Below are 24,653 nucleotides of genomic sequence, written 5' to 3'. Positions count from 1 at the left end.
CCGCCGGCGCCAGCCGCCGGCTCTCCTGCCGGGTTGCTTGTTCGTGCCCCGGATTGCCGTGCAGCATAGCGCATGGCCGCACCGGTTGTCTTTGTCCTGGTGGGCGGAATCGGATGGGGCAGACTGGGGCAAGGGCAACGAAATCAAGATGATGCACAAGGAAATGGCGGGAAGTTTCCTCCCCGCCTCATCTTCGATCTGCCTTGTCGGTCCGCTCGCTCAAGCGGCCTTCTTCTTGCCCGATCCGATCTTCGGTTCCTCGCCCTTCAGCAGGCGGCGGATGTTCGCCTCGTGCCGGATGAAGACCAGCACGGCGATGAACAGGCAGAGGCCACCGACCAGGGGACCGCCGAAATACCAGCCGGTCAGCGGGCTGAGGCCGAGGGCGGTCAGGGCCGACAGCGAGGAGATGCGGAACAGTGCCGCCATGACGATCCAGGTCAGGCAGGCCAGCAGCCCGACTGGCCAGGACACCGCCAGCAGCACGCCCAGCGCCGTGGCCACACCCTTACCACCCTTGAAGCCCAGCCAGACCGGGAAGCTGTGGCCCAGCATGGCGCCGCCGGCGGCCAGCACCGCCGCTTCCGGCCCGGCCCACCACAGGGCCAGCAATGCAGCGATGGCGCCCTTGCCGCTGTCGAGCAGCAGGGTGGCGAGCGCCAGCGGCTTGTTGCCGGTGCGCAGGACGTTGGTGGCGCCGATGTTGCCGGAGCCGATCTGGCGGATGTCGCCCAGACCAGCCATCCGGGTCAGCACCAGTCCGAAAGGGATCGAGCCCAGCAGGTAGCCCAGCAGGGCGGCAAGCAGGAGAGTCAGCACCGGATCAACCCTCCGCCTGCCAGACGGTGCGGCCGTCGACAATGGTGCGCAGCGGCCGGCCCTGGACCGGGCGGTTCTCGAAGGGCGAGTTCTTCGACTTTGACTTGAAGCGGCTGACGTCGATCTGCCACGGCATGTCGGCGTCGAAGACGACCAGATCGGCAGGCCCGCCCTTGACGATCCGGCCGAGGGACAAGTCGAGGATTGCGGCCGGGTTGGCGGTGACGCAGGCCAGCGCCTTCAGGAGCGGCATCTTGCCCTTGTGCACCAGTTCCAGGGTCAGCGGGAACAGTGTCTCCAGCCCGATCACCCCGGGGGCGGCCTGGGCGAAGGGCAGGCGCTTCTGGTCCTGGTCCTGCGGCACATGGTCGGACGCTATGGCATCGATGGTGCCGTCAGCCAGCCCCTCGACGATTGCGCGACGGTCCATCTCGCCGCGCAGCGGCGGCGAAACCTTGGCATAGGTGCGGTAGTCGCCAACGTCGGTTTCGGTCAGGGCGAAGTAATGCGGGGCGGTGTCACAGGTCACCTTCAGCCCGCGCGCCTTGGCACGGCGGATCAGGTCGACGGACTCGCCGGTCGTGACGTGGGCGAAATGCAGGCGACCGCCGGTCAATTCGGCCAGCCGCAGGTCGCGCTCGATCATGATGATCTCGGCTTCGCGCGGGATGCCGACGAGGCCGAGGCGGGTGGCGATCTCGCCGGAGTTCATCATGCCGCCCGAGGCCAGAGACGGCTCTTCGGGATGCTGGACGATCAGCTTGCCGAAGGTCTTGGCGTAACTGAGAGCGCGGCGCATCGTCTTGGCGCTGGCGATCGCCTTGGTGCCGTCGGTGAAGGCGACCGCACCGGCCTGGCCCAGCAGGCCCATCTCGGTGATCTCGTTGCCCTCGGTGCCGCGGGTGGCGGACCCGTAGGCGAAGACCTTGACCAGCTTCACCTCGCGGGCGCGCCGCGCGATGAACTCCAGCCCGGCGACCTCGTCCAGCACCGGATCGGTGTTGGGCAGCAACGCCATGGCGGTGATGCCGCCGGCCGCCGCCGCGCGGGACGCGCTCTTGATCGTGTCCTTTTCCTCCTCGCCGGGTTCGCCGATCAGCACACGCATGTCGACGAGGCCGGGGGCGAGGCACTGGCCGGCGAGGTCGATGACCTCGGCGCCTTCGGGCGTGGAGTCGGTGAACAGGCCGGGACCGAAGTCGGCGATGGTCTCGCCATCGATCAGCAGGTCGCCGCGCTGGTCGAGGCCCGTCGCCGGATCAAGCAGGCGGGCGTTGCGGTAGACGGTACGCGCACTCATCAGACGGCTCCCGCAAGGTCGGACTGGCGGCGTTCACGGGTCAGCAGGTCGAGCACGGCCATGCGGACGGCCACGCCCAATTCCACCTGATCGAGGATCATCGAGCGCTTGAGGTCGTCGGCGACCTCGGAGTCGATCTCGACGCCCCGGTTCATCGGGCCGGGATGCATGATGACCGCGTCGGGCTTCGCCACCTCCAGCTTCTCGTAATCGAGGCCGTAGAAGTAGAAATACTCGCGGGTCGAGGGGACATACTGGCCGCTCATCCGCTCGGTCTGCAGGCGCAGCATCATCACCACGTCGGCATCGCGCAGGCCGGTCTTCATCGAATGATGGACCTCGACGCCCAGCCGTTCGATCTGCGACGGCAGCAGGGTCGGCGGCGCAACGCAGCGCACCCGGGCGCCCATCGCGTTCAACAGGTGGATGTTGGAGCGCGCGACGCGGCTGTGCAGGATGTCGCCGCAGATCGCCACAATCAGCCCATCCAGCCGGCCGAGGCGGCGGCGGATCGCCAGAGCGTCGAGCAGGGCCTGGGTCGGATGTTCATGATGGCCGTCGCCGGCGTTGATGACGGAGCAGTTGACCTTGTCGGCCAGCAGTTTGACGGCCCCCGAGTCGGCGTGGCGCACCACCAGCGCGTCGAGGTGCATGGCGTTCAGCGTCATCGCCGTGTCAATCAGGGTCTCGCCCTTCTTCACCGAACTGCTGTCGGTCGACATGTTGATGACGTCGGCCCCCAGCCGCTTTCCGGCCAGCTCGAAGCTGGTGCGGGTGCGGGTGGAGTTCTCGAAGAACAGGTTCACCTGCGTGCGGCCGTCCAACAGGTTGGACTTCTTCACGGGTCGGCGGTTCTGCTCGACGTAGCCATCGGCGAGGTCGAGAATCTGGGTGATCTCGCCGGCCCGCAGCCCCTCGATTCCGAGGAGATGGCGGTGCGGGAAGACCGTGTCGGGGGACGGGTTCGCGCTCATGGGCGCGGACTATAGGAGCGGTCCGTTACGCCCGCAAGCCGCTCTATACGGCAGTTTTCACACCGCTCCCGCCTCCTCGAACAACCAGTCGTGGAAGGCCTTCACCTTGGGCCTGGAAAAGTAATGCTGCGGCGCCACGACGTAATAGGCGAGGCTCCCCGGCAGCCGCACCTCGAACAGGCGAACCAGCCGTCCGGCGGCGATGTCGTCGGCCACCAGAACGCCGCGGGCCAGCGCGATGCCGTGGCCATTGATCGCCGCCTGAAGGGTGAAGGACGAATCGTCGAACCGCAGGCCGCGCTCGGTGTCCACCCCCTCGATGCCCGCCGCCCGGCACCACACCGCCCACGAGATGTTGTAGTCGTCGTGCAGCAGCGTGTGGTGGCGCAGATCCTCCGGGTTCACCAGCGGACGCTTGCCGGACAGCAGAGAGGGATGACCGACCGGGAAGATGTCCTCGGTCAACAGCCGCTCCACCCGCAGATCCGGCCACAGGCCGTTGCCGAAGCGGATCGCCAGATCGACGTCGTGGCGGGCGAAATCGACCACCTGCGCGGTGCTGTGCACCCGGACGTCCATCTCGGGATGGCGCTTCTGGAAACGGACCAGCCGGGGCACCAGCCATTTGGAAGCGAAGCTGGGCATGGTGGAGATGGTAAGCGTGCCGCTGCTGTCGGCGCGGATCAGCCGGTCGGTCGCCTGGGACAGCGTGTCCATCGCCTCGCGCACCGGCGGCAGATAGCTCTGCCCGGCCTCGGTCAGCGCCAGCGCCCGATTCATTCGGCGAAACAGCGGTAATCCGAGCCATTCCTCCAGCGCCTTGATCTGGTGGCTGACGGCGGCCTGCGTCACATGCAGCTCGTCGGCCGCCTTTGTGAAGGAAAGATGGCGGGCGGCGGCCTCGAAGGCACGCAGCGCGTTCAGCGGGGGCAGGCGGCGGGACATGACGGAGGAGGGATCCGTGGCTGGATTCGGATTAGCAAAGCTAATCGATTCTATGAGAAAGCGTCGTTTGTCGGCAAGCGCCCTCTGCCCCATTCTCAGTTCCACATGAGATCACGCACTGAACGGAGCGGCGAGGCGGAAGCCCCGCTCCCCATCCAGCGAAGGAAACCGGATCATGGCAAAGGGAACGCAGTCGCAGTTTTCCGCCGCAGAGCTGTTCGTCCGCAAGCCGGTGCAGACCGGCCCTGGTTTGGGCGAGCGCGTGGTATCGCTGTTCGACCGGCTCGCCACTTGGAACGAGCGCCGTCGTCAGCGCCGCGCGCTGGAGGCTTTGCCCGATCATCTGCTGTCGGATATCGGTATCTCCCGCGCTGACGCGGACTATGAGGCCGAAAAGCCGTTCTGGCGGGGGTGAGTGATGACCGACGCGAAGTCGGAAGGGGAGCGGATCTGGAGCGGCGGTTGCCTGTGCAGTGGCGTGCGCTATGCCATCGACACGCATCCGGAGCCAATCTCCTTCTGCCACTGTTCCCAGTGCAGGCGCCAGCACAGCCATGTCGGCGCCTACACTGGCCTGCCGCGGTCGGCGTTGCGTCTGCTGAACGATGAGACGCTGACCTGGTATGCCGCCTCAGACCGGGCCCGCCGCGGCTTCTGCAGACGTTGCGGTGCCGGGCTGTTCTGGGAGGCGCTGGACCAGTCCGATGCCGGGAATCGGCCGCGCATCACCGTGACCGCCGGCAGCCTGGACGATGCGTCGGGGTTGCGGGTCGACCGCCACATCTTCGTCGACCACAAGGGGGCCTATTACGACATCGGCGACGATGGCGTCGAGCGTCGGACCAGCATGGGGGAGGTGGTGGAATGACCGAACAGGACAGGGCACTTTCCGGAGGCTGTCTGTGCGGTGGTGTGCGCTTCCTGCTGGCCGAACGGCCGGACGGGGTGGTGACCTGCCATTGCAGCCAGTGCCGCCGCTTCCATGGCCATTTTGGCGCCTACATCACCGTTCCGCGCGATACCGTCACCTTCGATGCGGACACCACGTTGTCCTGGTACCGCTCATCGCATTTCGCGGAACGCGGCTTCTGCGGGCGATGCGGGTCGTCGCTGTTCTGGAAGGGCGACGGCAAGAGCGAGATCGAGATCGCCGCGGGCAGCCTGGATCAGCCGACGGGTCTGACGACCCTGTGCCATGGCTATGTGGCCGACAAGGCCGATTACTATGAGATTGCCGACGGGTTGGAGCAATTTCCCGGCTCGTCGGAGCAGGAGTAGCCGGGAACGGGCGGTTGATTGGGGTGTGCGATTCCGTCGCAGGTGCATTGCGGTGGCCGAGAGGGTGTTTTCATTTGACCCTGGGGGATCAGGGTGAGAATGATTTTCACAAGCAAAAGGCCCACCAGCCCCCGAGGTTTTCCGCGAATGCGCCGTGTCTCCCTGCTTTCCGCCGCCTGCGCCATCGCCCTCTCCGGCGCCGCTTTTCTCCAGGCGGCACCGGTTCGCGCCGACGATGTGATCACCATCGTCATCAAGGACCACAAGTTCGAGCCGGCCGAGGTCAAGGTGCCCGCCAACAAGCGGGTGACCCTGCTGGTCGACAACCAGGACGCCACGTCGGAAGAGTTTGAAAGCGGCGAGATGAAGGTCGAGAAGATCGTCGGCGGCCGCAAGCAGATCAAGGTCATGGTCGGTCCGCTGAAACCGGGGCGCTATCCCTTCTTCGGCGAATTCCACGAAGCGACGGCGCAGGGCGCCGTGATCGCCGAGTGACACCATCACAAGATCGCATGACGCAGTCTTGAGACGGACCGCCCTGTACCGGAGACGACCATGCTCGCCAGTCTGATCATCGTCTTTCGCGAGGTCCTCGAAGCGGGCCTCATCGTTGGCATCGTGCTGGCCGCCACCCAGGGGGTGGTTGGGCGCGGTCGCTGGATCGCGTTCGGCATCATCGGCGGTATCATCGGCTCCTGCGTCGTCGCCGCCTTCGCCGACGGCATCAGTTCGCTGTTCGCCGACACCGGACAGGAACTGTTCAACGCAACCGTCCTGCTGATCGCCGTCGCCATGCTGGCCTGGCACAATGCCTGGATGGCGCAGCATGGCCGCGAACTGGCGCGTGACATGAAGGCTGTCGGCCATGCGGTGCAGAGCGGCGAGAAGTCTCTCGCGGCGCTGGCCGTCGTCATCGGCGTTGCCGTTCTCCGCGAAGGGTCGGAGGTCGTGCTGTTCCTGACCGGTATCCTTGCATCGGAGGAAGGCGGCATCGCCACCGTGGCTGCCGGCGGCCTGGGCGGCATGGCGCTGGGCGCGCTGGTCTCCGTGCTGCTCTATGTCGGGCTTGTACAGATCCCGACGCGCCACCTGTTCGCCACCACCACCTGGCTGCTGACGCTGCTGGCGGCCGGCATGGCCGCCACCGCAGTCAATTTCCTGGCGCAGGGCGGCGTGCTGAACGTCGGCGGTGCGGTGCTGTGGGACAGTTCGGGCCTTCTGCGCGACAACAGCCTGATCGGACAGGCGCTGCATGTTCTCGTCGGCTATACCGACCGTCCGACCGAGGCGCAGCTGATCGCCTATGTCGGGGTGGTCGTCGGCATCCTGCTGCTGACCCGCTGGGCGGCCGGTAATCCGCCGTCGAACCGCTCGCGCGTTGCGTCGCCGGCCGAGTAATCAATAGCATCAAGGTGTATGGCCGGGCTGACGGTCAAGCGTCTGGCCTTACCCGTTGAAATCGCGTCATAGTGCCGCGGCGACAGTCGAGCGGTGGGGCATTATGGCGGAGCTTGTGACATTGGTTGTGCTGCTGGCGGCGATGGTGGTCGCCGTGCCGGTGGCGAAGAGGTTCGGGTTCGGCGCCCCGCTCGGCTATCTTGCCGCCGGGCTGGCGGTGGGGCCTGCGGGCCTTGGGCTTGTCACCAATGTGGGGGCGATCGCCCACGCCTCGGAACTCGGCGTCGTTATGCTGCTGTTCCTGATCGGGTTGGAGCTGAGGCCCGCCCGCCTGTGGGTCATGCGGAAATCGGTGCTGGGGTTGGGTGGTGCGCAGGTCGCCGTCACCGGTGCGGTGATCGCCGGGCTGTGCGGCCTGGGGCTGGGGCTGCCCTGGCCGACCTCGGTGGTGCTGGGCTTCGGCTTCGCGCTGTCCTCCACCGCCATGGCGCTGCCGATGATGGCGGAGCGCGGGCTGCTCGCCAACCAGTCGGGGCGCAACGCCTTTTCCATCCTCCTGTTCCAGGACTTAGCTATTATTCCGGCGGTGGCTCTGCTGCCGTTGCTGGGCAATGGCAGCGTTCCGCAGGCCGACGGCGCGTGGCTGGCCGTCGCCAAGGCGGTGGTGGCAGTGGTCCTGGTGCTGATCGGCGGGCGCTATCTGCTGCGCCCGATCTTCAATGCCGTCGACCGTGCCGGCGCACCGGAGATTTTCACCGCCACCACCTTGCTGGTCGTCATCGGCACCGCCGTGCTGATCCAGGAGGCTGGGCTGTCGATGTCGCTCGGCGCCTTCATGGCCGGCGTCCTGCTGTCGGATTCGGAGTACCGGCACGAGGTCCAGGCTGATATCGAGCCGTTCGAGGGGTTGCTTCTCGGTCTGTTCTTCGTCTCGGTCGGGATGGGGGCGGATGTGCCGACCCTGCTGGCGCATCCGATCCGTTTCCTTGGTCTCGCCGTGGCGCTGCTGCTGGTGAAGGGGCTGGTGATGCTGGTCCTGGCCCGCGTCGCCGGGGTGCCCTGGGCCGGAGCGACGCGCATGGCGACGGTGCTGAGCCAGGGCGGCGAGTTCGGCTTCGTGCTGTTCGGGCTGGCGGTTGGCGGTGGTGCGATGGCTGGCGAGCAGGCGTCGGCGGCGATGCTTGTCGTCACCCTGTCGATGCTGGCGACCCCCTTCCTGTTTGCGGCGGAGGAGCGCTGGTTCGCACCACGACTGATGGCCGGCAAGCCCAAGCGTCCCTTCGACACCCCGCCCGATGAGAACCCGCCAGTGATCATCTGCGGTTTCGGCCGGGTGGGGCAGGTGGTCGGCCGCGTGCTGCGCATGCGCGGCATCGCCTTCACCGCGTTGGAGAGCAGTGCGGCCCAGGTCGATTTCGTCCGCAAGTTCGGAAGCAAGGCCTATTACGGCGACCCGACCCGCGTCGAGCTTCTGCGTGCCGCCGGCGCGGACAAGGCCAAGGTGCTGGTGGTGGCGCTGGACGACATGGAGCAGTCGCTGCGGGTGGTGGAGATGGCGACCCGCCATTTCCCCAACCTGACCATCTTTGCCCGCGCCCGCAACCGACGCCATGTCCATCATCTGATGGACCGTGGCGTCACCCACATCGTGCGCGAGACCTTCGACAGCAGCATCCGCCTGACCGGCGACGTTCTGCGGCAGATGGGGCTGGCCGAAGGCGAGGTGGTAAGGACGCTTGACACCTTCCGCGCCCATGACGAGCGCACCCTGATCCGCCAGCACGCCGTCCACAATGACGAGACCAAGCTGATCCAAACCTCCCGCGATGCCGCCGCGGAGCTTCTGTCGCTGTTCGAGGCGGACCGGGAGGATGCCGTGCAGGGAGAGGCGGAGCCGAGAACCGCCAGGGCTTAACCGATCAGCAAACTGTCGTCGCTGATCTCCACCCCGCCGCGCTGCCTGGCGAACAGGGCGAGCAGATGCGGTACGTCCAGCCCGGCGCGCTCCTTGCCCGCCACATCTAGGACAACACGGCCCTCGTGCAGCATCAGCGTGCGGTCACCATAGTCCAGAGCCTGCCGCATCGAATGGGTGACCATCAGCGTGGTCAGCCCGTTGTCGCGGACGATGCGACGGGTCAGTTCCAGCACGAAATCGGCGGTGGCGGGGTCGAGGGCGGCGGTGTGCTCGTCCAGCAGCAGGATCTTGGAGCCTGCGAGCGTCGCCATCAGCAGGCTGACCGCCTGACGTTGTCCGCCGGACAGCAGGCCCATGCGGTCGTGCAGCCGGTTCTCCAGACCGAGACCCAGCGCCGCGATGTGATCGCGGAAACCCTTGCGGCGGTCGCCGCCCAGCGCCAGACCCAGACCGCGGCGGCGTCCACGGGCGGCGGCGAGCGCCATGTTCTCCTCGATGGTCAGAGCGGCGCAGCTGCCGGCCATCGGATCCTGGAAGACGCGGGCGACCAGGCCGGCGCGGCGCGGGGTGTCCCAGCGGGTGACGTCGGTACCATCGATGGAGATGCGCCCCTGCTCTGCCAGCACGTCGCCGGCCAGCGAGCCGAGGAAGGTCGACTTGCCGGCACCGTTGGAACCGATGACGGTAACGAACTCGCCTTCCGGAATGGTCAGGTCGACACCACGCAGGGCGTGCTTCTCCAGCGGCGTGCCGCGACCGAAGGTGACGTGGATGTCCTCGACGACGATCATCGGGCGGCTCTCGTGCTGCGGCTGGCCTTCGCCTTCAGGCGGGGCAGGATCAGGGCGACGGCGACCAGTACCGCGGTCACCAGATTGAGGTCGGAGGCCTGCAGACCGATGGCGTCGGCCGACAGCGCCAACTGCACAGCCAGCCGATAGAGGATCGATCCGGCGACACAGCCGACCAGCGCCAGAGCCAGCGCCCGGGCGGGCAGCACCGTCTCGCCGACAATCACGGCGGCAAGCCCGACGACGATGGTGCCGATCCCGGTGGTGACGTCGGCGAAGCCATTGGTCTGAGCGAACAGCGCGCCGGCCAAACCGGTCAGGCCGTTCGACAGGGCAATGCCGGCATAGACATGGGCATCGGTGTTGACGCCCTGCGCCCGCGCCATGCGGGCATTCACACCGGTCGCCCGCATCGCCAGCCCGAACTCGCTGGCCAGGAAGCGGGCGAGCAGCAGCACGACCACCGCGACGATGACACCGACCACCAGCGGGCGGACGATGTGGTCGGGGATGCCGAGGCCATAGAAGGGTGTCAGCACCGTATCCTGCATCAGCAGCGCGACGTTCGGCCGGCCCATGACCCGCAGGTTGACCGAGAACAGCGCGATCATCGTCAGGATGCTGGCGAGCAGATGCAGGATCTTGAAGCGCACGTTCAGCGTCGCCGTCACCAGTCCGGCGCCAGCACCCCCCAGCGCCGCGGCGAGGCTGGCGATCCACGGATTGACCCCGGCGATCAGCAGCACAGCGCAGACGGCCGCCCCCAGCGGAAAGCTTCCGTCCACCGTCAGGTCGGGGAAGTCCAGGATGCGGAAGGACAGATAGACGCCGATGGCGACCAGCGCATAGACGAGGCCGATCTCGATGGCGCCGAAGAGGGCGATTTCGGTCATTGCGGTGCTTCTGCTGGGTGCGGGCTCTTACTGCCCGACCACCTTGGTCGCGCGCTTCACCACCGCGTCGGGCAGGCTGACGCCCATGGCGGCAGCCGACTTCGGGTTGACGAACAGGTCGGTGCCCTTGGCGAGCGCCACCGGGATGTCGCCCGGCTTCTCGCCCTTCAGGACGCGGGCGACGATGGCACCCGTCTGCTTGCCGACCTGGAAATAGTCGAAGCCGATGGAGGCGACCGTGCCGCGGGCGACGCTGTCGGTGTCGGCGGAGAAGATCGGCAACTTGGCCTGCTGGCCGACGGCGATCACGCTTTCCAGGGCCGAAACAACGGTGTTGTCGAGCGGGATGTAGACGGCATCGGCCTTGCCGACGAGGCTGCGCACCGCCGGCTGGGCGTCCGACGATTTCGGAACGGAGGCTTCGACGACACTCAGCCCGGCCTTGGCTGCCTCGTCCTTCAGCGCCTTGACCAGAACGACGGAGTTCGGCTCACCCGGGTTGTAGAGCACGCCGATGCGCTTGGCCTGCGGCAGGATTTCGCGGATCAGCGCGACATGCTCGGCAACCGGGGCCATGTCGGACAGACCGGTGATGTTGGCGCCGGGCTTGTCCATCGACTTGACCATCTGGGCCGACACCGGATCGGTCACCGCAGTGAAGACCACCGGGATATCGCGGGTCGCCGCCGCCACCGCCTGGGCCGAGGGGGTCGAGATCGGCACGATCACGTCGGGGCGGGATCCTGCGAACTGGCGGGCGATCTGGGCGGCGGTGGCCGGGTTGCCCTGCGCGCTCTGGTATTCGACCTTCAGGGTCTGGCCCTGGACGAAGCCGGCGTCCTTCAGCGCCTCCACGACGCCGTCGCGGGTGGCGTCGAGCGCCGGGTGCTGGACGATGGCGGTGATGGCGACGGTCTTGCCCTGCGCCATGGCCGAAACCGGCGCGGCGATCGGACCGACGAAGGCGGCGAGAGCCGCCGCGGCGCACAACAGACGGGTGAAGGACATGGCTTGCGGATCTCCCCAATGCTGAGGTCTTCCCCTAGACCGGGCGGGCGTCGCCGTCAACTCGGCAGCAAGGCCGGGGAGGCCGGAGTTGAACATTTGAAACGCCATGAAACGGATTCCGGGAGATGTTCCATTGTTTCATCCGGCGTACGATCATCCATCATGTCCCCTCCCATATCCCTTACGCGGCGGCAAACAGGCCACCCTCTTCATAGCACGGGGCGGCGGACGGGATAAGGACAGCCCGGAAATCCGGCCGGCCGCTGCGATCCCGACTCCGCATGTCCAACCTGTCCGCAATCGGGGGTGCGGTCCACCGGGGAAGAGCCTATATTGTGGGCAACACGGAAGGAGTGGCCATGATCGCAGGAACCGGAACGGCTCCGTCGAAGTTTCTCGCCTCCTTCCGCGGCCTGATCGGCAACTGCCCCAATTGCGGGCGCGGCCGGCTGCTGCGGAACTTCCTGAAGCCGGTCGATCATTGTTCGGCCTGCGGCGAGGCCTACGGCCATTTGCGTGCCGACGATGCGCCGCCCTGGATGACGATCCTGATCGTCGGCCACATCGTCATTCCCGCCCTGCTGTCGGTCGAGCAGACCTATGAGCCGCCGACCTGGGTGCATCTGACGGTCTGGCCGCTGTTGACGCTGCTGTTGACGCTGCTTCTGCTACCGCGCTGCAAGGGTCTGGTGCTGGGCCTGCTGTGGAGCACCGGGGCGCCAGGGTCGGAACGCGGCGAGGGAGTTGGTTGACGACATTTCCGGACGGGTTCAAGCTTGCCACCCATCATTGTGGTGGAGAGCGGCCGAATGTCGATCGCGCGCAAACCTTATAGGCTGGGCAATCTCCTGATCAGTATGGACCCGACATGGGCCGAGAAGGTCGGCCCAGTCGGTTTGGCAGCGGCTTGTGGCACCATCTGCGCGGCCGTCACTTTGGCATTCCTTTGGGCGTTCGCCCATGCCGGACTTCCGCAGGGCAGCCACTGGTATTGGTATCCAGGGTTCCCGATGCTTGCTATCGCGGCATCTTGCGGGGCGCTGAACGGATGGAGGGACTGGAGGCGCAGATTCGACAGTTTCAGCCGGCTCTGAACGGTTTCGGATTCACCAGACAGTAAAACGGCACCGCAAGATCAAGCGCGGTGCCGTTTCTTTACAGACCTCTGAATTCGCCGTCAGCGAGCGCTCGGCAGGGCGGTGCCATGGCCGGAGCGGGCGCCGGTCAGGCTGGCGCGCAGCTTGCCGAACAGCTCGCGCAGATATTCGGCCCGCATCTGGCGGGCGGCCAGCATGATCTCGTCGTGGCTGCGGGGATCGCGGACTTCGTTGAATTGCTTGTTCATGGCTCTGGGAATCTCCACGGAAGGTGAGAGACGTCCACTCCCTTGCGTTCATTGCCGGCCTGTTCGCCGTGTCGTGCTCAAGATAGGACAGGGCCACTGCCCCATGAAGCGCAGTCCGCGCAATGCCGCCTGACGTTTTCCGTATCAGCTTCCTCAATCAATAGAGGTGCGAACTATTGCCGCAGGATATGGTCGGTCACCGGTCAGGCAACGGGTCGCCGTCCCGTTCACTTGCGGTCCCGGGCGCCATCCACCGCGACGTTGCGATCGGAGACGATGCGGTCGTTGCCCTGTTCTGCCGCCTGCCCCTGCGGACGGTCGGGCTGGCGCGGCGGCAGCGGACCGGTGCCGAGACCGCCGGCCTCCTCGCTGCCGGGGATGCCGAAATCCTCTTCGGGCTGGTCGGTCGGTCCGCCGGCCCCGGGGCCGATGACGCGCTGGAAGCCCTCGATCTGCTCGTCCACATCCACGTGATCGCGCGTTTGCGGAATATCCAGCGGCAACTTCCGCTCGTCGATGCCGCCGCTGTCGTCGGGACCGGTGGCGTCGCCGGTCTTGCGGCTGTCGAGATTGCGGTCATTGGCGGCCATGGAGACTCTCCCACTTGCTGTGTCGAGGTTTCGCAGAGTCCTCAACAGGGCGGAAGCGCACTCGTCACCGACCGCACATCGAACCAGCCGCCGACGCTGTGGCGCAGATCGTGCCGCCGGTCCTGCTCCGGCGCCGGAGCGATGTCCCACAGCCAGGACATGTCGGGGGCGGGCAGGGTGAGGCCCCAGGTCGAATCCTCCACCTCGGTCACCGTGCCGCCATGGATCCAGGAGGCGTCGATGTCGGTGAACAGGGCCGCGTGCTCGGCGATGGCGGAAAGCCAGCACAGGTGGCCGTGGACCATGCGCAGGGCAAAGGCCATCCGGTCGGCGGCCGGGGTTGCCGGGGCGCGGCGCTCAACCGCCTCCAGCGGAAGCAGGGGCAGCTGGGACAGCAGGTTGCAGGACAGGGCGAAGCGGAAAGGACCGTCCTCCGGAATCGGCGCTTTGAAGTCGGTGGGCAGTGACCGACCACCGTCGAGCGCGGCGGCAAGCGGGGCCAGCGCGCCGCTGACGTCCAGTTCCACGAGGCGGACATTCGGCATGTCCGCCACCCGGCGGCGGACGGTCCGGCTGTGCAGAATGTCGACCAGCACCAGCTCGTCGAAGCGGGCGGCCAGCCTTTGCAGCGGGATTTCGATCAGCAGCCCCGATCCGGCGACCAGTGCCCGTCCGCCGGGTGCGGCCCATTCCATCGCCTGATCGACGAAGCGGTAGCAGGCGGCGACATGCGGCGCCCAGGCCCGTCTCTGCCGCCGATGGCGGGCGCCCAGCGCCACCATTTCCGACAGGTAACCGAACCGCCGGGCCAGCGGTGGGCAGGGCGTGGTGAGATACTCGAAGGCTTCGCGCAACATCGTCGGCCAAATCCCCTTATCGCTTCACCTTTCGGCCTTCTCAGCCCTTGACCCGCGATGGTGGCAAGGTACCTATGGCGACATGGTCGAGATCAAGAGGAAAACGGCCCTGGTAACCGGGGCCGGCAAGCGCATCGGGCGGGCCATCGCGCTCGATCTGGCGGGGCAGGGGTGGGACGTGGCCGTCCATTACCGCAGTTCCCGCGCGGAGGCAGATGCCGTCGTCGCAGAGATCGAACGGGCGGGTGGCCGTGCCATGGCCTTCGCCGCCGATCTGGACCGGGAGGCGGAGATGAAGACCCTGGTGCCCGCGGTGACGGAGCAACTCGGTCCACTGACCCTGCTGGTCAACAATGCCTCGCGCTTTGAACGCGACGAGGTCGCCGACGTCACCCGCGGATCGTGGGACGCCCATATGGAGGCGAACCTGCGGGCGCCCTTCGTGCTGTCGCAGGATTTCGCGTCACGGTTGCCGGAGAACGAGAGCGGGCTGATCGTCAACATCATCGATCAGCGTGTCTGGAACCCAACGCCGCATTTCGTCTCCTACACGCTGTCGAAGATGGGGCTGTGGGCGCTGACCCGGACGATGGCGCTGGCGCTGGCGCCGCGCATCCGCGTCAACGGCATCGGTCCCGGCCCCACTCTGCGCAACGACCGCCAGACGGAAGCGGAGTTCTCCGATCAGTGGGACTCGACGCCTTTGAAGCGCGGCACCACGCCGGATGAGATCTGCGCGGCGATCCGTTTCCTGATCGCCGCCCCGGCGATGACCGGCCAGATGATCGCACTGGATGGTGGGGAGCATCTGGGATGGGCGCAGCCCACGCATGGCTTCGTGCCCAGCGAATGACAGCGTATTACAGCGCCGCAACATGGGAAGACATGCCAATCCATGACCCGACGACAGGGCGGGGTCGGATGGAGCGGGGCAGGGGCGCTGAAAATGACCGCGCGTTTTACACAGGTGTCCCACCCCGCGCAAGAGGCGCCTGCACCGCCGCGACAATTTTGTGTCGACGCGTCAATTCCCGCCCTTGACTTGGCCCTGTCCTAACGAAATCAATGACTTGGAAAATTTGCTCAAAAAACAGGCAGATGCATGCGACCCCTTGTGGCGCCTAGCTCCGGACGGGCTACTCACTCCGTTATCGACAAACTTATCCACAGGTTCCGTGGATATTCTTCCGGAGGGGTGAGTCGCCCCACATGCGCCCTCCATGTGCCCAACGGTTGACCCGCGACGGCCGCTCGACGACATTCTGGTCATGTCCGAAACGCATTCCTCAGACACTCCCGATTCCCTGTCGGCCGACGCTGCCGAAGACAGCTTGACCGCTGCTGCCGTCGACCGGCCGGTTGGGGACGTTGCGGCCGCGCGTCCAAAGCGGCGGCCGGCCGACATCAACCGGGGCGTCGAGATCATTCGTGAGCATCTGAAGACCCTGCCGCAGACGCCGGGCGTCTATCGCATGCTGGCGGGCGATGGAGCCGTGCTGTATGTCGGCAAGGCGCGCAATCTGAAGCGCCGGGTGACCAATTACACCCAGGTCGGAAAGCTGCCCGTCAGGCTCCAGCGCATGGTCGCGGAGACCGAGACGATGGAGTTCGTCAACACCCACACAGAGGTGGAGGCGCTGCTTCTCGAATCGAACCTGATCAAGAAGCTGATGCCGCGATACAACGTGTTGTTGCGGGACGACAAGACCTTTCCGCACATCATGATCACCAAGGACCATGACTATCCGCAGCTGACCAAGCATCGTGGCGCCCGCGGGCGCGATGCCGACTATTTCGGTCCCTTCGCCTCGGCGGGAGCGGTCAACCGCACCATCACGGCCTTGCAGCGCGCCTTCCTGCTGCGCAACTGCGCCGACACGGTGTTCGCCGCCCGCACACGGCCCTGTCTGCAATATCAGATCAAGCGCTGCACCGCGCCCTGTGTCGAGCGGGTGAGCCCGGCGGAGTATCAGGCCCAGGTCGATCAGGCCCGCGCCTTCCTGTCGGGCAAGAGCCGCGACATCCAGACGGAGTTCGCGGACCGGATGATGGCCGCCTCCGACGCGATGGATTTCGAGACGGCGGCGCGCTATCGCGACCGTATCCGCGCTCTGACGGCGATCCAGGCCCACCAGGACATCAATGTCGAAGGCGTGGTGGAGGATGCCGACGTCATCGCCGCCTATGCCGAGGGTGGGGTGACCTGCATCCAGGTCTTCTTCTTCCGCGGCGGGCGCAACTACGGCAACCGCGCCTATTTCCCCAGCCACGACAAGGCGGCGGAAACCGAGGAGGTGTTGGCTGCCTTCATCGCCCAGTTCTATGAGAACAAGGCGGCACCGCCGTTGGTGCTGGTCAGCCATCCCCTGCCGGAACTCGAGCTGCTGACCGAGGCGCTTGCCGTCCGCGCCGGGCACAAGGTCGAGCTGGTGGAGCCCAAGCGCGGCGAGAAGCGCCGCCTCGTCGAGCATGCGCTGACCAACGCGCGGGAGGCGCACGGGCGTCGGCTGGCCGAAAGCTCCAGCCAGGCGCGGTTGCTGGATGGGGTTGCCGCCGCCTTCGGCATGGATTCGGCCCCGGAGCGGGTGGAGGTCTACGACAACTCCCACATCCAGGGCGCGCACGCCATCGGCGCGATGATCGTCGCCGGTCCGGAGGGCTTCATCAAGAATGCCTACCGCAAGTTCAACATCCGGGAGCAGGGGGCTGCGGGCGACGACTTCGCCATGATGCGCGAGGTGCTGACCCGCCGATTCGGCCGGGCGGTCAAGGAGGATCCGGAACGCAGCCTGGGAAGCTGGCCCGATCTGGTGCTGATCGACGGCGGCCTGGGGCAGGTGAACGTCGCGCTGGAGGTGTTCGCCGAGCTGGGAATCGACGATGTGACGCTGGTCGGCATCGCCAAGGGGCCAGACCGCGATGCCGGGCGCGAGCATTTCTTCATGGAGAACCGTCCGCCCTTCCAGATGGAGCCGCGCGACCCGGTGCTGTACTTCCTGCAACGGCTTCGCGACGAGGCTCACCGTTTCGCAATCGGTACCCATCGGGCCAAGCGGGCCAAGGCCATCGGCAAGTCGCCCATCGACGAGATCGTCGGCATCGGACCCGCCCGCAAGAAGGCTCTGCTGCACCATTTCGGCAGCGGTGCGGCGGTGGCGCGTGCCGGGCTTGCCGATTTGGAGGCGGTGGAAGGGATCAATCGAACTGTTGCGAAAAAGATATACGATCACTTCCATCCCGATGGTTAGAATGCGGGCATCTGCAAACTGCCGGCCCTCCCACGGGTGCCGTGCGGCGACATCCTCCAGCGGTTCGAGTTTTCCGTCATGCTGACCAGCCTGCCCAACCTGCTGACCCTGTCGCGCATTGCCGTGATCCCGCTGGTGGTCGGGCTGTTCTATGTGCCGGAGGCGTGGGCCGCCTATACCGCCTGCTCGCTCTATGCCGCTGCCTGCATCACCGACTGGTTCGATGGCTATCTGGCGCGCGCCTGGGCGCAGGAAAGCGTCATCGGCAAATTCCTCGACCCGATCGCCGACAAGCTGCTGGTCGCGGCTACGCTGATCATGCTGGCGGGGTTCCATCGGCTCACCGGCCTGTCGATCCTGCCGGCGGTGGTGATCCTGCTGCGCGAAGTCCTGGTGTCGGGCCTGCGCGAGTATCTGGCCGGCCTGCATGTCGGTGTGCCGGTGACCTGGCTGGCGAAATGGAAGACGACGATCCAGATGATCGCGCTGGGCTTCCTGATCGTCGGTGACTATGGTCCGGTGGAGCTGCCTGTGACCTTCATAGGTACGGTTGGTCTGTGGATCGCCGCGGCGCTGACTTTCTACACCGGCTGGGATTACATGCGCGCCGGACTTACCCACATGATGGCCGAGCAGCCGGCGAAGTCCGCCGCCGCCCGTTCCGCCCGCAGCGCCGGTTGAGAGTTTCCGACATGAAGATCTTTGGGCTGACCGGCTGGAGCGGCAGCGGCAAGACCTCGCTGATGGTGCGCCTGATCCCGGCGCTGACCGGGCGGGGCTTGCGGGTTTCCACGGTCAAGCATGCCCACAAGGGCTTTGACATCGACCATCCCGGCAAGGACAGCCACAACCATCGCCTGGCGGGGGCCACCGAGGTGCTGGTCAGCTCTCCCCGCCGCTGGGCCCTGATGCACGAGTTGCGCGATGGTGAGCCGGAACTGACGCTGGACCAGCTGATCAGCAAGGTTAGTCCGGTTGATCTGTTGCTGATCGAGGGCTTCAAGCGGGATCGCCACGAGAAGATCGAGATCTGGCGGGCCGATGTGGACAAGCCGCTGATCGCACCGGAGGATCCCACCATCGTCGCGGTCGCCAGCGACGGCGCGGTGCCTGGATGCCCGGTGCCGGTGCTGGACCTGAACGACGCGGAAGCGGTTGCGGCGTTCGTGGTGGAGCGGTGCGGGTTGGGGTGAGGCGAAGCCTTGGCCCCTCCAATGCCGCAAGAGACGACATGGACATCGCAACCTCCCCAACGCCGCCGGCGCCCGATCGCAGCGGCTACCGTCTCGCCATCTTCGATTTCGACGGCACGCTGGCCGACTCCTTCCCCTGGTTCGTCGATGTTCTGAACGGCGTGGCCGACCGCTATGGCTTCAATCGGGTGCGGGCGGACGAGGTCGAACAGCTTCGCGGCTATGACGCGCGGCGGATCATGCGGCACCTGCGGGTGCCGAACTGGAAGCTTCCCTTCATCGCCAACCATATGCGCCAACTGATGGCACGCGACATCGACGGCATCCGGCTGTTCGACGGTGTCCCGGACATGTTGCGGACGTTGAACGGCCGGGGCGTGACCGTCGCCGTCGTCAGTTCCAACTCGGTCGGGAACATCCGCCGCATCCTGGGCGCGGAGACCACCGGACTGGTGGCCCATTATGGCTGTGGTGCCTCGCTGTTCGGCAAGGCGGCCAAATTCCGCAAGATGCTGCGGAAGACCGGGATTGTGGCGGAACATGCCGTCGGCATCGGTGACGAGGTGCGCGACATCGAGGCGGCGCGGAAGGTGGGCATGGACTGCGCCGCCGTTGCCTGGGGCTATACACGTGGCGATGCCCTGGCGGCGTCGCGGCCGGACCGGCTGCTGACGCGGGTGGAGGAAATCCCTGGCCTGTTCGGCGGCTGAGTGTCACGTCCCGGAATTCACGCCTTTTCCCTCTTCGCACCCGATGCCGCGACGGACTAGAGTGGCGGCCATGGTGCAACTCGACAATGATTGCTTCGCCTTCGGCGGGCCGATGATGGCGGTGGAGCCGGCGCTGGCGCTGCTGGCTGGCCGGGTGTGGCCGGTGACGGCGACCGAGGCCGTGCCGCTTGCGGATGCGCTTGGCCGGGTGCTCGCCGCCGATCTGGTGGCGCCCTTCAACGTGCCGCCGCACGACAATGCCGCGGTGGACGGCTATGCCGTGTTCTTCGACGACCTCGCCGCTGATGCCCCGACCGTGCTGCCGGTGACGGCGCGGGTTGCCGCCGGGCAGTGGCTCGGCCGGCCGGCCGTCCGTGGGGAGGCGGTGCGCATCTTCACCGGCGCGCCGATGCCGGCAGGCATGGACACCGTCTTCATGCAGGAGGATTGCCGCAGTGACGGAACCTCCGTAACCCTGCCGGCGGGCATCCGCCGTGGCGTGAACCGGCGGCTGGCGGGAGAGGATGTGCGCGAAGGCTCCGTGGTGCTGGCGGCTGGGCGCCGCCTGCGGCCGGAGGACATCGCGCTTGCCGCCTCGCTCGGTTTTCCGGCATTTGAGGTGCGCTGCAGGCTGAAAGTGGCGGTTTTTTCCACCGGTGACGAACTGCGGCAGCCGGGGCAAGCGCTGGAGCCCGGCGCCGTCTACGATGCCAACCGCTTTGCCCTGATCGCGCTGCTGACCCGGCTGGGCTGTGCCGTCACCGATCTCGGCATCCTGCCAGACCGGTTCGAGACCATCCGCGATGCCCTGGCGGACGCCGCCATGAGCCATGATGCTCTGATCACCTCCGGCGGCATGTCCACCGGTGAAGAGGATCATGTCAAGCCGGCGGTGGAAGCGAACGGGCGGCTCGACTTCTGGCGGCTGGCGATCAAGCCGGGGCGGCCGGTGGCGCTGGGCCGCGTGCGCAATTCCGTGTTCGTCGGACTGCCCGGAAATCCGGTCGCCGTGGTGGTGACCTTCCTGCGCATCGCCCGGCCGATCCTGCTGCGGCTGATGGGGGCGTCGGACGAGACGCCGCGGCCGATTCCGGTGCGCGCTGGATTCGCTCACAAAAAAAAGCCCGGCCGGCGCGAGTTTCTGCGCGGGTCACTGATCCGTGCGGAGGATGGCGCGCTGGTGGCGACCAAATACCTGCGTGACGGGGCCGGCGTGCTGTCGTCGCTGGTCGAATCCGAAGGGTTGATCGAGTTGCCGGAGGATCTGGCGCGGGTCGAACCCGGCATGACCGTCGATTTCCTGCCGTTCAAGGAATTTCTTTAGAGGGCGCGTGATGAAGATTCTCTATTTCGCCTGGCTGCGCAGCAAGATCGGGATGCCGACCGAGACGGTGGACCTGCCGGCGGAGGTGACCACGGCCGGCGATCTCGTCGAATGGCTGAAGAGCCGCAGCCCCCGCCACGCGGAGGCCCTGGCCAACAGCAAGGTGGTGAAGGTCGCGGTGAACCAGGAGCATGTGCCCTACGACCACCCGATCTCCGCGACGGACGAGGTGGCGCTGTTCCCGCCGGTTACGGGGGGCTGACGGCATGGCGATCCGCGTCCAGGCCGGGGATTTCGACGTCGGCGCCGAATATGCCGCCTTCACCGCCGGCCGCACCAGTGTCGGTGGGGTGGCGATGTTCGTCGGGTTGGTGCGTGACATCGCCGGTGGTGCGTCGGTCAGCGCCATGACCCTGGAACACTACCCCGGCATGACCGAAAAGCAGCTTGAAGCGATCGAAGATGAGGCGCGCCGCCGCTGGCCGCTGGATGACGTGTTGGTGATCCACCGCCATGGCCGGCTGGAGCCGGGCGACCGCATCGTGATGGTTGCCACCGCCTCGGCCCATCGCGATGCGGCCTTCGACTCCTGCCGTTTCCTGATGGATTGGCTGAAGACGAAGGCGCCCTTCTGGAAGCTCGAAGCCACGCCGGAGGGAGAGCGCTGGGTCGAGGCAAAGGACAGCGACGACGCAGCGGCGGCGCGCTGGGCGGAGTGAAAGGTCGGGCGATGTCGGGAGCGTTCAGGCGTGCCCGGCTTCGCCAGACAGCATGGAGACGCTGACGCCCAGCTTGCCGATGGCGCGCTCCCACTTCGCGTCGAGGTCGGTGTCGAACAGCAACTTCTCGTCGCAGGGTACGTTGAGCCAGCCATTGGCCTGGAACTCGGCGTCCAGCTGGCCCGGCCCCCAGCCGGCATAACCCAGCAGCAGCAGGTTGCGGCGCGGTCCGCGATCTTCGGAGATGGCGCGCAGGATGTCGATGGTGGCGGTCAGCGCCACGTCGTCGTTCACCACCAGCGTGCCGTCGCGGACATAGTCGGTCGAATGCAGGACGAAGCCGCGGCCCGACTCGACCGGGCCGCCGTAATGCACTGGCAGGTTGTGAATCGGCTGTGCGATGTCCATGTCGAGCTGTTCCAGCAGATCCTCGAAGGTGATCGACCCGAACAGCCGGTTCACCACCAGACCCATTGCGCCATCCTCATTGTGGGCGCAGACATAGATGACCGTACGCTGGAAACGTGGGTCCTCCATTCCGGGCATGGCGATCAGCAGCTGGCCGGTCAGCGATTCCGTGGTCTTGGAGTCCGGAGACTTGGTCAGGCGCGGCATGGGCGATAATCCTTGTCGTCGGTCCGGTGCGGAAGACCGCCTCCGTCCGTACGGTCGGTTGTGGTTGGCGCTCTGGCGACGCTTTTCACCGGAGTGTGACAGCACCGGCCGAGCTTTGTCACCATTATATGGGCTATCATATAGGGTGTCGGGGACGCGTGTGCGCCCCTTCCCGGGATAGAGAACAGTGCGCGCGATGAAAAGACATGCCCTCACCCTCCTGCTGCTTCTGGCTGTGCTGGCCGGCGGTGCTGCTCCCGTTTTCGCCCAGGATGCGGTTGGATCCTGGTCGAAGGCGGGGCCGGTGGAGGCGCGGCTGGTGTCGGCGGTGCGCGGCACCGGCGATCTGACGGCGCTGCCGCTCGGGCTGGAACTGCGGCTGGAGCCTGGGTGGAAGACCTATTGGCGCTCCCCCGGCGATGCCGGATTCGCGCCGCGCCTGGATTGGAGCCGGTCGGCCAACCTGGGCGAGGCGACGCTGTCCTATCCGGCGCCGCACCGATTCTCCGTGCTGGGATTCGAGACGGCCGGCTACGACACCGCCGTTCTGTTCCCGATCCAGGGCAGGCCGGCAACGCTCGGCAAGCCGGTTGATCTGGCACTGACCGCCGAACTGCTGGTCTGTTCGGAGATCTGTGTGCCGCAGACGCTGGAACTCGCTCTGGCGTTGCCGGCCGGACCGGCCGGACCCAGCGAGGTTGCCAACGACGTTGCGCGGGCGCTGGCGTTGGTTCCGAGGGGACCGAACGGCCTGCTGCGGATCGACTCCGTTCACGGAAACGGGGCGGCGCTGGAGGTCGAGGCGACCGCCGCCGACGGCTTCGTCTCCCCCGACCTGTTCGTGGAAACAGATCCGCCGCTGACCTTCTCGGCCCCCAAGACGGTCTTCTCCGACAATGACCGCCATGTCCGCATGACCCTGGCGGTAACCGATCCGCCGCCGGGCCTCGACCTGACCGGGCGGGCTTTGACGTTGACCCTGGTCGACGGCGACAAGGCGGTGGAGGCTCCTGCCACGGCGGCGGTCGGGGGCGCGGCGTCGGTTTCCGGTGGCGCCGGGCTGGTGGCGATGCTGGGGGCGGCGCTGCTGGGCGGGCTGATCCTGAACCTGATGCCCTGCGTGCTGCCGGTGCTGTCCCTGAAGCTGATGTCTGTGGTCAAGCATGGTGGTCGGGCGCCGGCCGCTGTGCGCGCCGGCTTCCTGGCGAGTGCGGCCGGCATCCTCACCTCCTTCCTGCTGATGGCGTCGGTGCTGGTCGGCATCAAGGCGGCGGGCGGGGCGGTCGGCTGGGGCATCCAGTTCCAGCAGCCGCTGTTCCTGGTCTTCATGGTCGTGCTGGTCACCCTGTTCTCCGCCAATCTGTGGGGATTGTTCGAGGTGCCGCTACCGCGCATCCTGGCCGACCGGCTGGGCGGCAACGGGCTGGCCGGGCCATTCGCCACCGGCATGTTCGCCACCTTGCTGGCGACCCCCTGTTCGGCGCCCTTCCTGGGCACGGCGGTGGGATTCGCGCTGTCCAAGGGACCGGTGGAGATCTATGCGATCTTCGCGACGCTGGGCGTCGGACTGGCGCTGCCCTATCTGGCGGTGGCGGCGTGGCCGCAGGTGGCCGGATGGCTGCCGCGTCCGGGGCGCTGGATGGCGACACTGAAGATGGTGCTGGGTTTCGCGCTCATGCTGACCGCGCTTTGGCTGCTGTCGGTGCTGACCGTGCAGATCGGCGAGGTTGCCGCTGCCACGGTCGGGCTGCTGATGGCTGCGCTGGTTCTGGCGCTGTGGGTGGGGCGCAGCGGGCGGGGCGCGGCACGAACCGCCGGGCCTGCGCTGGCGGGCGTGCTGGCGGTTGCCGCCTTCGCCATGCCGGCGGCGGTCGGTCCATCTGCCGGCGCGGCACCGGTGGTTGGGGAATCCAAGGCGCGCTGGGTTCCCTTCGCCGAAGCGGCGATCCGTGACCATGTCGCATCCGGCCGGACCGTCTTCGTCGATGTCACCGCCGATTGGTGCATCACCTGTCAGGCGAACAAGAAGCTGGTGCTGAATCGCGGCGGGGCCGCCCAGCGGATGGACGATCCGAACATCGTGGCAATGCGCGCCGACTGGACCCGGCCGGACGCGGCGATCGCCAAATTCCTGTCCGATCACGGCCGCTACGGCATTCCTTTCAACATCGTCTACGGTCCCGGCGCGCCGGAGGGCATCGCCCTGCCTGAACTGCTGAGCGAAGGCGCTGTGCTGGAGGCATTGGAAAAGGCGGCGGGCAAGGGAACGGACAAGGCGTCCTGACCGGGTTTCCGGAAAAGGCCTATGGCTGTTGCGGCTATTCTGCGGTAACAGGGCGTTTCCGGGAGTTTCTCCCGCGCCATGAGGACGATGATGGACGATCAGATCAACTGCCCGCAGTGCAACTCCGAAAACGCCTACAATGACGGCAGCCTGTGGAACTGCCCCGACTGCGGGCATGAATGGAACCCCGACACGGCAGCGGCCGCCACCGATGCCGAAGCCGGTCAGGGCGTGCGCGACGCCAACGGCAACCCGCTGGCCGACGGCGACAGCGTCACCGTCATCAAGGACCTGAAGGTCAAGGGATCGTCGCTTGTGGTCAAGGGCGGGACCAAGGTGAAGAACATCCGTCTGGTCGATGGCGCCGACGGGCACAACATCGCCTGCAAGATCGACGGCATCGGTGCGATGAACCTCAAGTCGGAATTCGTCAAGAAGGCGTGA

At 66.7% G+C, this 24,653-nt stretch carries 28 protein-coding genes; 17 read left to right on the top strand and 11 right to left on the bottom strand.

Annotated features, from left to right (window positions below):
- Positions 1 to 219: 219 nt before the first annotated feature.
- From plsY to E6C72_RS10985, 4 genes are read right to left on the bottom strand one after another with little or no spacing between them, the layout of a single operon-like run.
- Positions 220 to 819 (bottom strand): glycerol-3-phosphate 1-O-acyltransferase PlsY, encoded by a 600-nt coding sequence (gene plsY, locus E6C72_RS11000; RefSeq protein WP_109085525.1) that lies wholly within the window; start codon positions 817 to 819, stop codon positions 220 to 222.
- Positions 820 to 823: 4 nt separating this feature from the next.
- Positions 824 to 2,119 (bottom strand): dihydroorotase family protein, encoded by a 1,296-nt coding sequence (locus tag E6C72_RS10995; RefSeq protein WP_109085524.1) that lies wholly within the window; start codon positions 2,117 to 2,119, stop codon positions 824 to 826.
- Positions 2,119 to 3,093: an aspartate carbamoyltransferase catalytic subunit gene (locus tag E6C72_RS10990; protein WP_085089487.1), complete on the bottom strand. Its 975-nt coding sequence runs from the start codon at positions 3,091 to 3,093 to the stop codon at positions 2,119 to 2,121. Before E6C72_RS10990 ends, E6C72_RS10995 begins: the two co-directional genes overlap by 1 nt.
- Before the next feature lie 57 nt (positions 3,094 to 3,150).
- On the bottom strand, positions 3,151 to 4,038 hold the full coding sequence (locus E6C72_RS10985; protein WP_109085523.1) for a transcriptional regulator GcvA: 888 nt from the start codon (positions 4,036 to 4,038) through the stop codon (positions 3,151 to 3,153).
- Positions 4,039 to 4,213: 175 nt separating this feature from the next.
- Here E6C72_RS10985 and E6C72_RS10980 point away from each other — a divergent pair, with 175 nt between their 5' ends.
- The 6 genes from E6C72_RS10980 to E6C72_RS10955 all read left to right on the top strand — a co-directional run bounded on the left by E6C72_RS10980 (position 4,214) and on the right by E6C72_RS10955 (position 8,629).
- Entirely contained in the window at positions 4,214 to 4,453 is a 240-nt protein-coding gene (locus E6C72_RS10980; RefSeq protein WP_109085522.1) for a DUF1127 domain-containing protein, read from the top strand.
- A gap of 3 nt (positions 4,454 to 4,456) precedes the next feature.
- Positions 4,457 to 4,906, top strand: coding sequence for a GFA family protein (locus E6C72_RS10975; RefSeq protein WP_109085521.1), 450 nt, complete (start codon positions 4,457 to 4,459; stop codon positions 4,904 to 4,906).
- Entirely contained in the window at positions 4,903 to 5,316 is a 414-nt protein-coding gene (locus E6C72_RS10970; protein ID WP_109085520.1) for a GFA family protein, read from the top strand. The genes E6C72_RS10975 and E6C72_RS10970 overlap by 4 nt, the downstream gene beginning before the upstream one ends.
- 147 nt (positions 5,317 to 5,463) lie before the next feature.
- Entirely contained in the window at positions 5,464 to 5,811 is a 348-nt protein-coding gene (locus E6C72_RS10965; protein WP_109085519.1) for a cupredoxin domain-containing protein, read from the top strand.
- A 60-nt stretch (positions 5,812 to 5,871) separates the two neighbouring features.
- On the top strand, positions 5,872 to 6,714 hold the full coding sequence (locus E6C72_RS10960) for an FTR1 family protein (RefSeq protein WP_109085518.1): 843 nt from the start codon (positions 5,872 to 5,874) through the stop codon (positions 6,712 to 6,714).
- A gap of 103 nt (positions 6,715 to 6,817) precedes the next feature.
- On the top strand, positions 6,818 to 8,629 hold the full coding sequence (locus E6C72_RS10955; RefSeq protein WP_109085517.1) for a monovalent cation:proton antiporter-2 (CPA2) family protein: 1,812 nt from the start codon (positions 6,818 to 6,820) through the stop codon (positions 8,627 to 8,629).
- Here E6C72_RS10955 and E6C72_RS10950 read toward each other — a convergent pair.
- The 3 genes from E6C72_RS10950 to E6C72_RS10940 are packed head-to-tail and all read right to left on the bottom strand — an operon-like array spanning position 8,626 to position 11,324.
- The gene (locus E6C72_RS10950; protein WP_109085516.1) at positions 8,626 to 9,423 is read right to left on the bottom strand and encodes an ABC transporter ATP-binding protein; all 798 of its coding nucleotides are present in this window, start codon (positions 9,421 to 9,423) and stop codon (positions 8,626 to 8,628) included. The two genes, E6C72_RS10955 and E6C72_RS10950, sit on opposite strands and share 4 nt — an antisense overlap.
- A complete protein-coding gene (locus E6C72_RS10945) occupies positions 9,420 to 10,316 on the bottom strand; it encodes an ABC transporter permease (protein WP_109085515.1) in 897 nt (298 codons plus the stop codon). The genes E6C72_RS10950 and E6C72_RS10945 overlap by 4 nt, the downstream gene beginning before the upstream one ends.
- A gap of 27 nt (positions 10,317 to 10,343) precedes the next feature.
- Positions 10,344 to 11,324 (bottom strand): ABC transporter substrate-binding protein, encoded by a 981-nt coding sequence (locus tag E6C72_RS10940; RefSeq protein WP_109085514.1) that lies wholly within the window; start codon positions 11,322 to 11,324, stop codon positions 10,344 to 10,346.
- A gap of 359 nt (positions 11,325 to 11,683) precedes the next feature.
- Between E6C72_RS10940 and E6C72_RS10935 the strand changes: the two genes are divergently transcribed.
- The gene (locus E6C72_RS10935; RefSeq protein WP_109085513.1) at positions 11,684 to 12,076 is read left to right on the top strand and encodes a DUF983 domain-containing protein; all 393 of its coding nucleotides are present in this window, start codon (positions 11,684 to 11,686) and stop codon (positions 12,074 to 12,076) included.
- 425 nt (positions 12,077 to 12,501) lie between these two features.
- Here E6C72_RS10935 and E6C72_RS31740 read toward each other — a convergent pair whose 3' ends face one another.
- From E6C72_RS31740 to E6C72_RS10925, 3 genes are all read right to left on the bottom strand, one after another.
- On the bottom strand, positions 12,502 to 12,669 hold the full coding sequence (locus E6C72_RS31740; RefSeq protein WP_158280153.1) for an RSP_7527 family protein: 168 nt from the start codon (positions 12,667 to 12,669) through the stop codon (positions 12,502 to 12,504).
- A 227-nt stretch (positions 12,670 to 12,896) separates the two neighbouring features.
- Complete coding sequence (locus E6C72_RS10930; RefSeq protein ID WP_109085512.1) at positions 12,897 to 13,259, bottom strand: hypothetical protein; 363 nt, start codon at positions 13,257 to 13,259, stop codon at positions 12,897 to 12,899.
- A gap of 41 nt (positions 13,260 to 13,300) precedes the next feature.
- Positions 13,301 to 14,116 carry a hypothetical protein gene (locus tag E6C72_RS10925; protein WP_109085511.1) on the bottom strand — a complete coding sequence of 272 codons (816 nt, stop codon included), beginning with the start codon at positions 14,114 to 14,116 and terminating at the stop codon, positions 13,301 to 13,303.
- A gap of 82 nt (positions 14,117 to 14,198) precedes the next feature.
- Here E6C72_RS10925 and E6C72_RS10920 point away from each other — a divergent pair, with 82 nt between their 5' ends.
- From E6C72_RS10920 to moaE, 8 genes are all read left to right on the top strand, one after another.
- Entirely contained in the window at positions 14,199 to 14,969 is a 771-nt protein-coding gene (locus tag E6C72_RS10920; protein ID WP_109085510.1) for an SDR family oxidoreductase, read from the top strand.
- Positions 14,970 to 15,384: 415 nt separating this feature from the next.
- Entirely contained in the window at positions 15,385 to 17,364 is a 1,980-nt protein-coding gene (gene uvrC, locus E6C72_RS10915; RefSeq protein WP_247875666.1) for an excinuclease ABC subunit UvrC, read from the top strand.
- 78 nt (positions 17,365 to 17,442) lie between these two features.
- Entirely contained in the window at positions 17,443 to 18,045 is a 603-nt protein-coding gene (pgsA, locus tag E6C72_RS10910) for a CDP-diacylglycerol--glycerol-3-phosphate 3-phosphatidyltransferase (protein ID WP_109085620.1), read from the top strand.
- A gap of 11 nt (positions 18,046 to 18,056) precedes the next feature.
- Positions 18,057 to 18,557, top strand: coding sequence for a molybdopterin-guanine dinucleotide biosynthesis protein B (mobB, locus tag E6C72_RS10905; protein ID WP_109085509.1), 501 nt, complete (start codon positions 18,057 to 18,059; stop codon positions 18,555 to 18,557).
- Between the two features lie 38 nt (positions 18,558 to 18,595).
- Positions 18,596 to 19,267, top strand: coding sequence for an HAD hydrolase-like protein (locus E6C72_RS10900; RefSeq protein ID WP_109085508.1), 672 nt, complete (start codon positions 18,596 to 18,598; stop codon positions 19,265 to 19,267).
- A gap of 70 nt (positions 19,268 to 19,337) precedes the next feature.
- Complete coding sequence (glp, locus tag E6C72_RS10895; protein ID WP_109085507.1) at positions 19,338 to 20,591, top strand: gephyrin-like molybdotransferase Glp; 1,254 nt, start codon at positions 19,338 to 19,340, stop codon at positions 20,589 to 20,591.
- Between the two features lie 10 nt (positions 20,592 to 20,601).
- Positions 20,602 to 20,853: a molybdopterin converting factor subunit 1 gene (gene moaD / locus E6C72_RS10890; RefSeq protein WP_109085506.1), complete on the top strand. Its 252-nt coding sequence runs from the start codon at positions 20,602 to 20,604 to the stop codon at positions 20,851 to 20,853.
- A 4-nt stretch (positions 20,854 to 20,857) separates the two neighbouring features.
- A complete protein-coding gene (gene moaE / locus E6C72_RS10885; protein ID WP_109085505.1) occupies positions 20,858 to 21,310 on the top strand; it encodes a molybdopterin synthase catalytic subunit MoaE in 453 nt (150 codons plus the stop codon).
- 24 nt (positions 21,311 to 21,334) lie between these two features.
- On the opposite strand, the gene E6C72_RS10880 is transcribed toward moaE, so the two are convergent.
- Positions 21,335 to 21,925: a YqgE/AlgH family protein gene (locus tag E6C72_RS10880; RefSeq protein WP_109085504.1), complete on the bottom strand. Its 591-nt coding sequence runs from the start codon at positions 21,923 to 21,925 to the stop codon at positions 21,335 to 21,337.
- A gap of 196 nt (positions 21,926 to 22,121) precedes the next feature.
- On the opposite strand from E6C72_RS10880, the gene E6C72_RS10875 reads away from it, so the two are divergent.
- On the top strand, positions 22,122 to 24,209 hold the full coding sequence (locus tag E6C72_RS10875; protein ID WP_109085503.1) for a protein-disulfide reductase DsbD: 2,088 nt from the start codon (positions 22,122 to 22,124) through the stop codon (positions 24,207 to 24,209).
- Between the two features lie 90 nt (positions 24,210 to 24,299).
- Positions 24,300 to 24,653 carry a zinc ribbon domain-containing protein YjdM gene (locus tag E6C72_RS10870; protein WP_109085619.1) on the top strand — a complete coding sequence of 118 codons (354 nt, stop codon included), beginning with the start codon at positions 24,300 to 24,302 and terminating at the stop codon, positions 24,651 to 24,653.

The sequence above is a fragment of the Azospirillum sp. TSH100 genome, assembly GCF_004923295.1.
Taxonomy (GTDB): domain Bacteria; phylum Pseudomonadota; class Alphaproteobacteria; order Azospirillales; family Azospirillaceae; genus Azospirillum.
The sequence above is the reverse complement of the archived record's forward strand: the minus strand, read 5'-3'. Positions and strand labels throughout refer to the sequence as shown.

Excerpts from the sequence above, each read along its gene's own strand:
- E6C72_RS10945 (WP_109085515.1), bottom strand. The coding sequence starts at position 10,316 with ATGACCGAAATCGCCCTCTTCGGCGCCATCGAGATCGGCCTCGTCTAT.
- moaD (WP_109085506.1), top strand. The coding sequence starts at position 20,602 with ATGAAGATTCTCTATTTCGCCTGGCTGCGCAGCAAGATCGGGATGCCG.
- E6C72_RS10925 (WP_109085511.1), bottom strand. The coding sequence starts at position 14,116 with ATGTTGCGCGAAGCCTTCGAGTATCTCACCACGCCCTGCCCACCGCTG.
- E6C72_RS10900 (WP_109085508.1), top strand. The coding sequence starts at position 18,596 with ATGGACATCGCAACCTCCCCAACGCCGCCGGCGCCCGATCGCAGCGGC.
- pgsA (WP_109085620.1), top strand. The coding sequence starts at position 17,443 with ATGCTGACCAGCCTGCCCAACCTGCTGACCCTGTCGCGCATTGCCGTG.
- E6C72_RS10875 (WP_109085503.1), top strand. The coding sequence starts at position 22,122 with ATGAAAAGACATGCCCTCACCCTCCTGCTGCTTCTGGCTGTGCTGGCC.
- E6C72_RS10920 (WP_109085510.1), top strand. The coding sequence starts at position 14,199 with ATGGTCGAGATCAAGAGGAAAACGGCCCTGGTAACCGGGGCCGGCAAG.
- E6C72_RS10970 (WP_109085520.1), top strand. The coding sequence starts at position 4,903 with ATGACCGAACAGGACAGGGCACTTTCCGGAGGCTGTCTGTGCGGTGGT.
- uvrC (WP_247875666.1), top strand. The coding sequence starts at position 15,385 with ATGTCCGAAACGCATTCCTCAGACACTCCCGATTCCCTGTCGGCCGAC.
- E6C72_RS10975 (WP_109085521.1), top strand. The coding sequence starts at position 4,457 with ATGACCGACGCGAAGTCGGAAGGGGAGCGGATCTGGAGCGGCGGTTGC.
- E6C72_RS10935 (WP_109085513.1), top strand. The coding sequence starts at position 11,684 with ATGATCGCAGGAACCGGAACGGCTCCGTCGAAGTTTCTCGCCTCCTTC.
- E6C72_RS10950 (WP_109085516.1), bottom strand. The coding sequence starts at position 9,423 with ATGATCGTCGTCGAGGACATCCACGTCACCTTCGGTCGCGGCACGCCG.
- E6C72_RS10965 (WP_109085519.1), top strand. The coding sequence starts at position 5,464 with ATGCGCCGTGTCTCCCTGCTTTCCGCCGCCTGCGCCATCGCCCTCTCC.
- E6C72_RS10995 (WP_109085524.1), bottom strand. The coding sequence starts at position 2,119 with ATGAGTGCGCGTACCGTCTACCGCAACGCCCGCCTGCTTGATCCGGCG.
- E6C72_RS10960 (WP_109085518.1), top strand. The coding sequence starts at position 5,872 with ATGCTCGCCAGTCTGATCATCGTCTTTCGCGAGGTCCTCGAAGCGGGC.
- E6C72_RS10870 (WP_109085619.1), top strand. The coding sequence starts at position 24,300 with ATGGACGATCAGATCAACTGCCCGCAGTGCAACTCCGAAAACGCCTAC.
- E6C72_RS31740 (WP_158280153.1), bottom strand. The coding sequence starts at position 12,669 with ATGAACAAGCAATTCAACGAAGTCCGCGATCCCCGCAGCCACGACGAG.
- E6C72_RS10880 (WP_109085504.1), bottom strand. The coding sequence starts at position 21,925 with ATGCCGCGCCTGACCAAGTCTCCGGACTCCAAGACCACGGAATCGCTG.
- E6C72_RS10990 (WP_085089487.1), bottom strand. The coding sequence starts at position 3,093 with ATGAGCGCGAACCCGTCCCCCGACACGGTCTTCCCGCACCGCCATCTC.
- E6C72_RS10930 (WP_109085512.1), bottom strand. The coding sequence starts at position 13,259 with ATGGCCGCCAATGACCGCAATCTCGACAGCCGCAAGACCGGCGACGCC.
- E6C72_RS10980 (WP_109085522.1), top strand. The coding sequence starts at position 4,214 with ATGGCAAAGGGAACGCAGTCGCAGTTTTCCGCCGCAGAGCTGTTCGTC.
- E6C72_RS10985 (WP_109085523.1), bottom strand. The coding sequence starts at position 4,038 with ATGTCCCGCCGCCTGCCCCCGCTGAACGCGCTGCGTGCCTTCGAGGCC.
- glp (WP_109085507.1), top strand. The coding sequence starts at position 19,338 with ATGGTGCAACTCGACAATGATTGCTTCGCCTTCGGCGGGCCGATGATG.
- mobB (WP_109085509.1), top strand. The coding sequence starts at position 18,057 with ATGAAGATCTTTGGGCTGACCGGCTGGAGCGGCAGCGGCAAGACCTCG.
- E6C72_RS10955 (WP_109085517.1), top strand. The coding sequence starts at position 6,818 with ATGGCGGAGCTTGTGACATTGGTTGTGCTGCTGGCGGCGATGGTGGTC.
- E6C72_RS10940 (WP_109085514.1), bottom strand. The coding sequence starts at position 11,324 with ATGTCCTTCACCCGTCTGTTGTGCGCCGCGGCGGCTCTCGCCGCCTTC.
- moaE (WP_109085505.1), top strand. The coding sequence starts at position 20,858 with ATGGCGATCCGCGTCCAGGCCGGGGATTTCGACGTCGGCGCCGAATAT.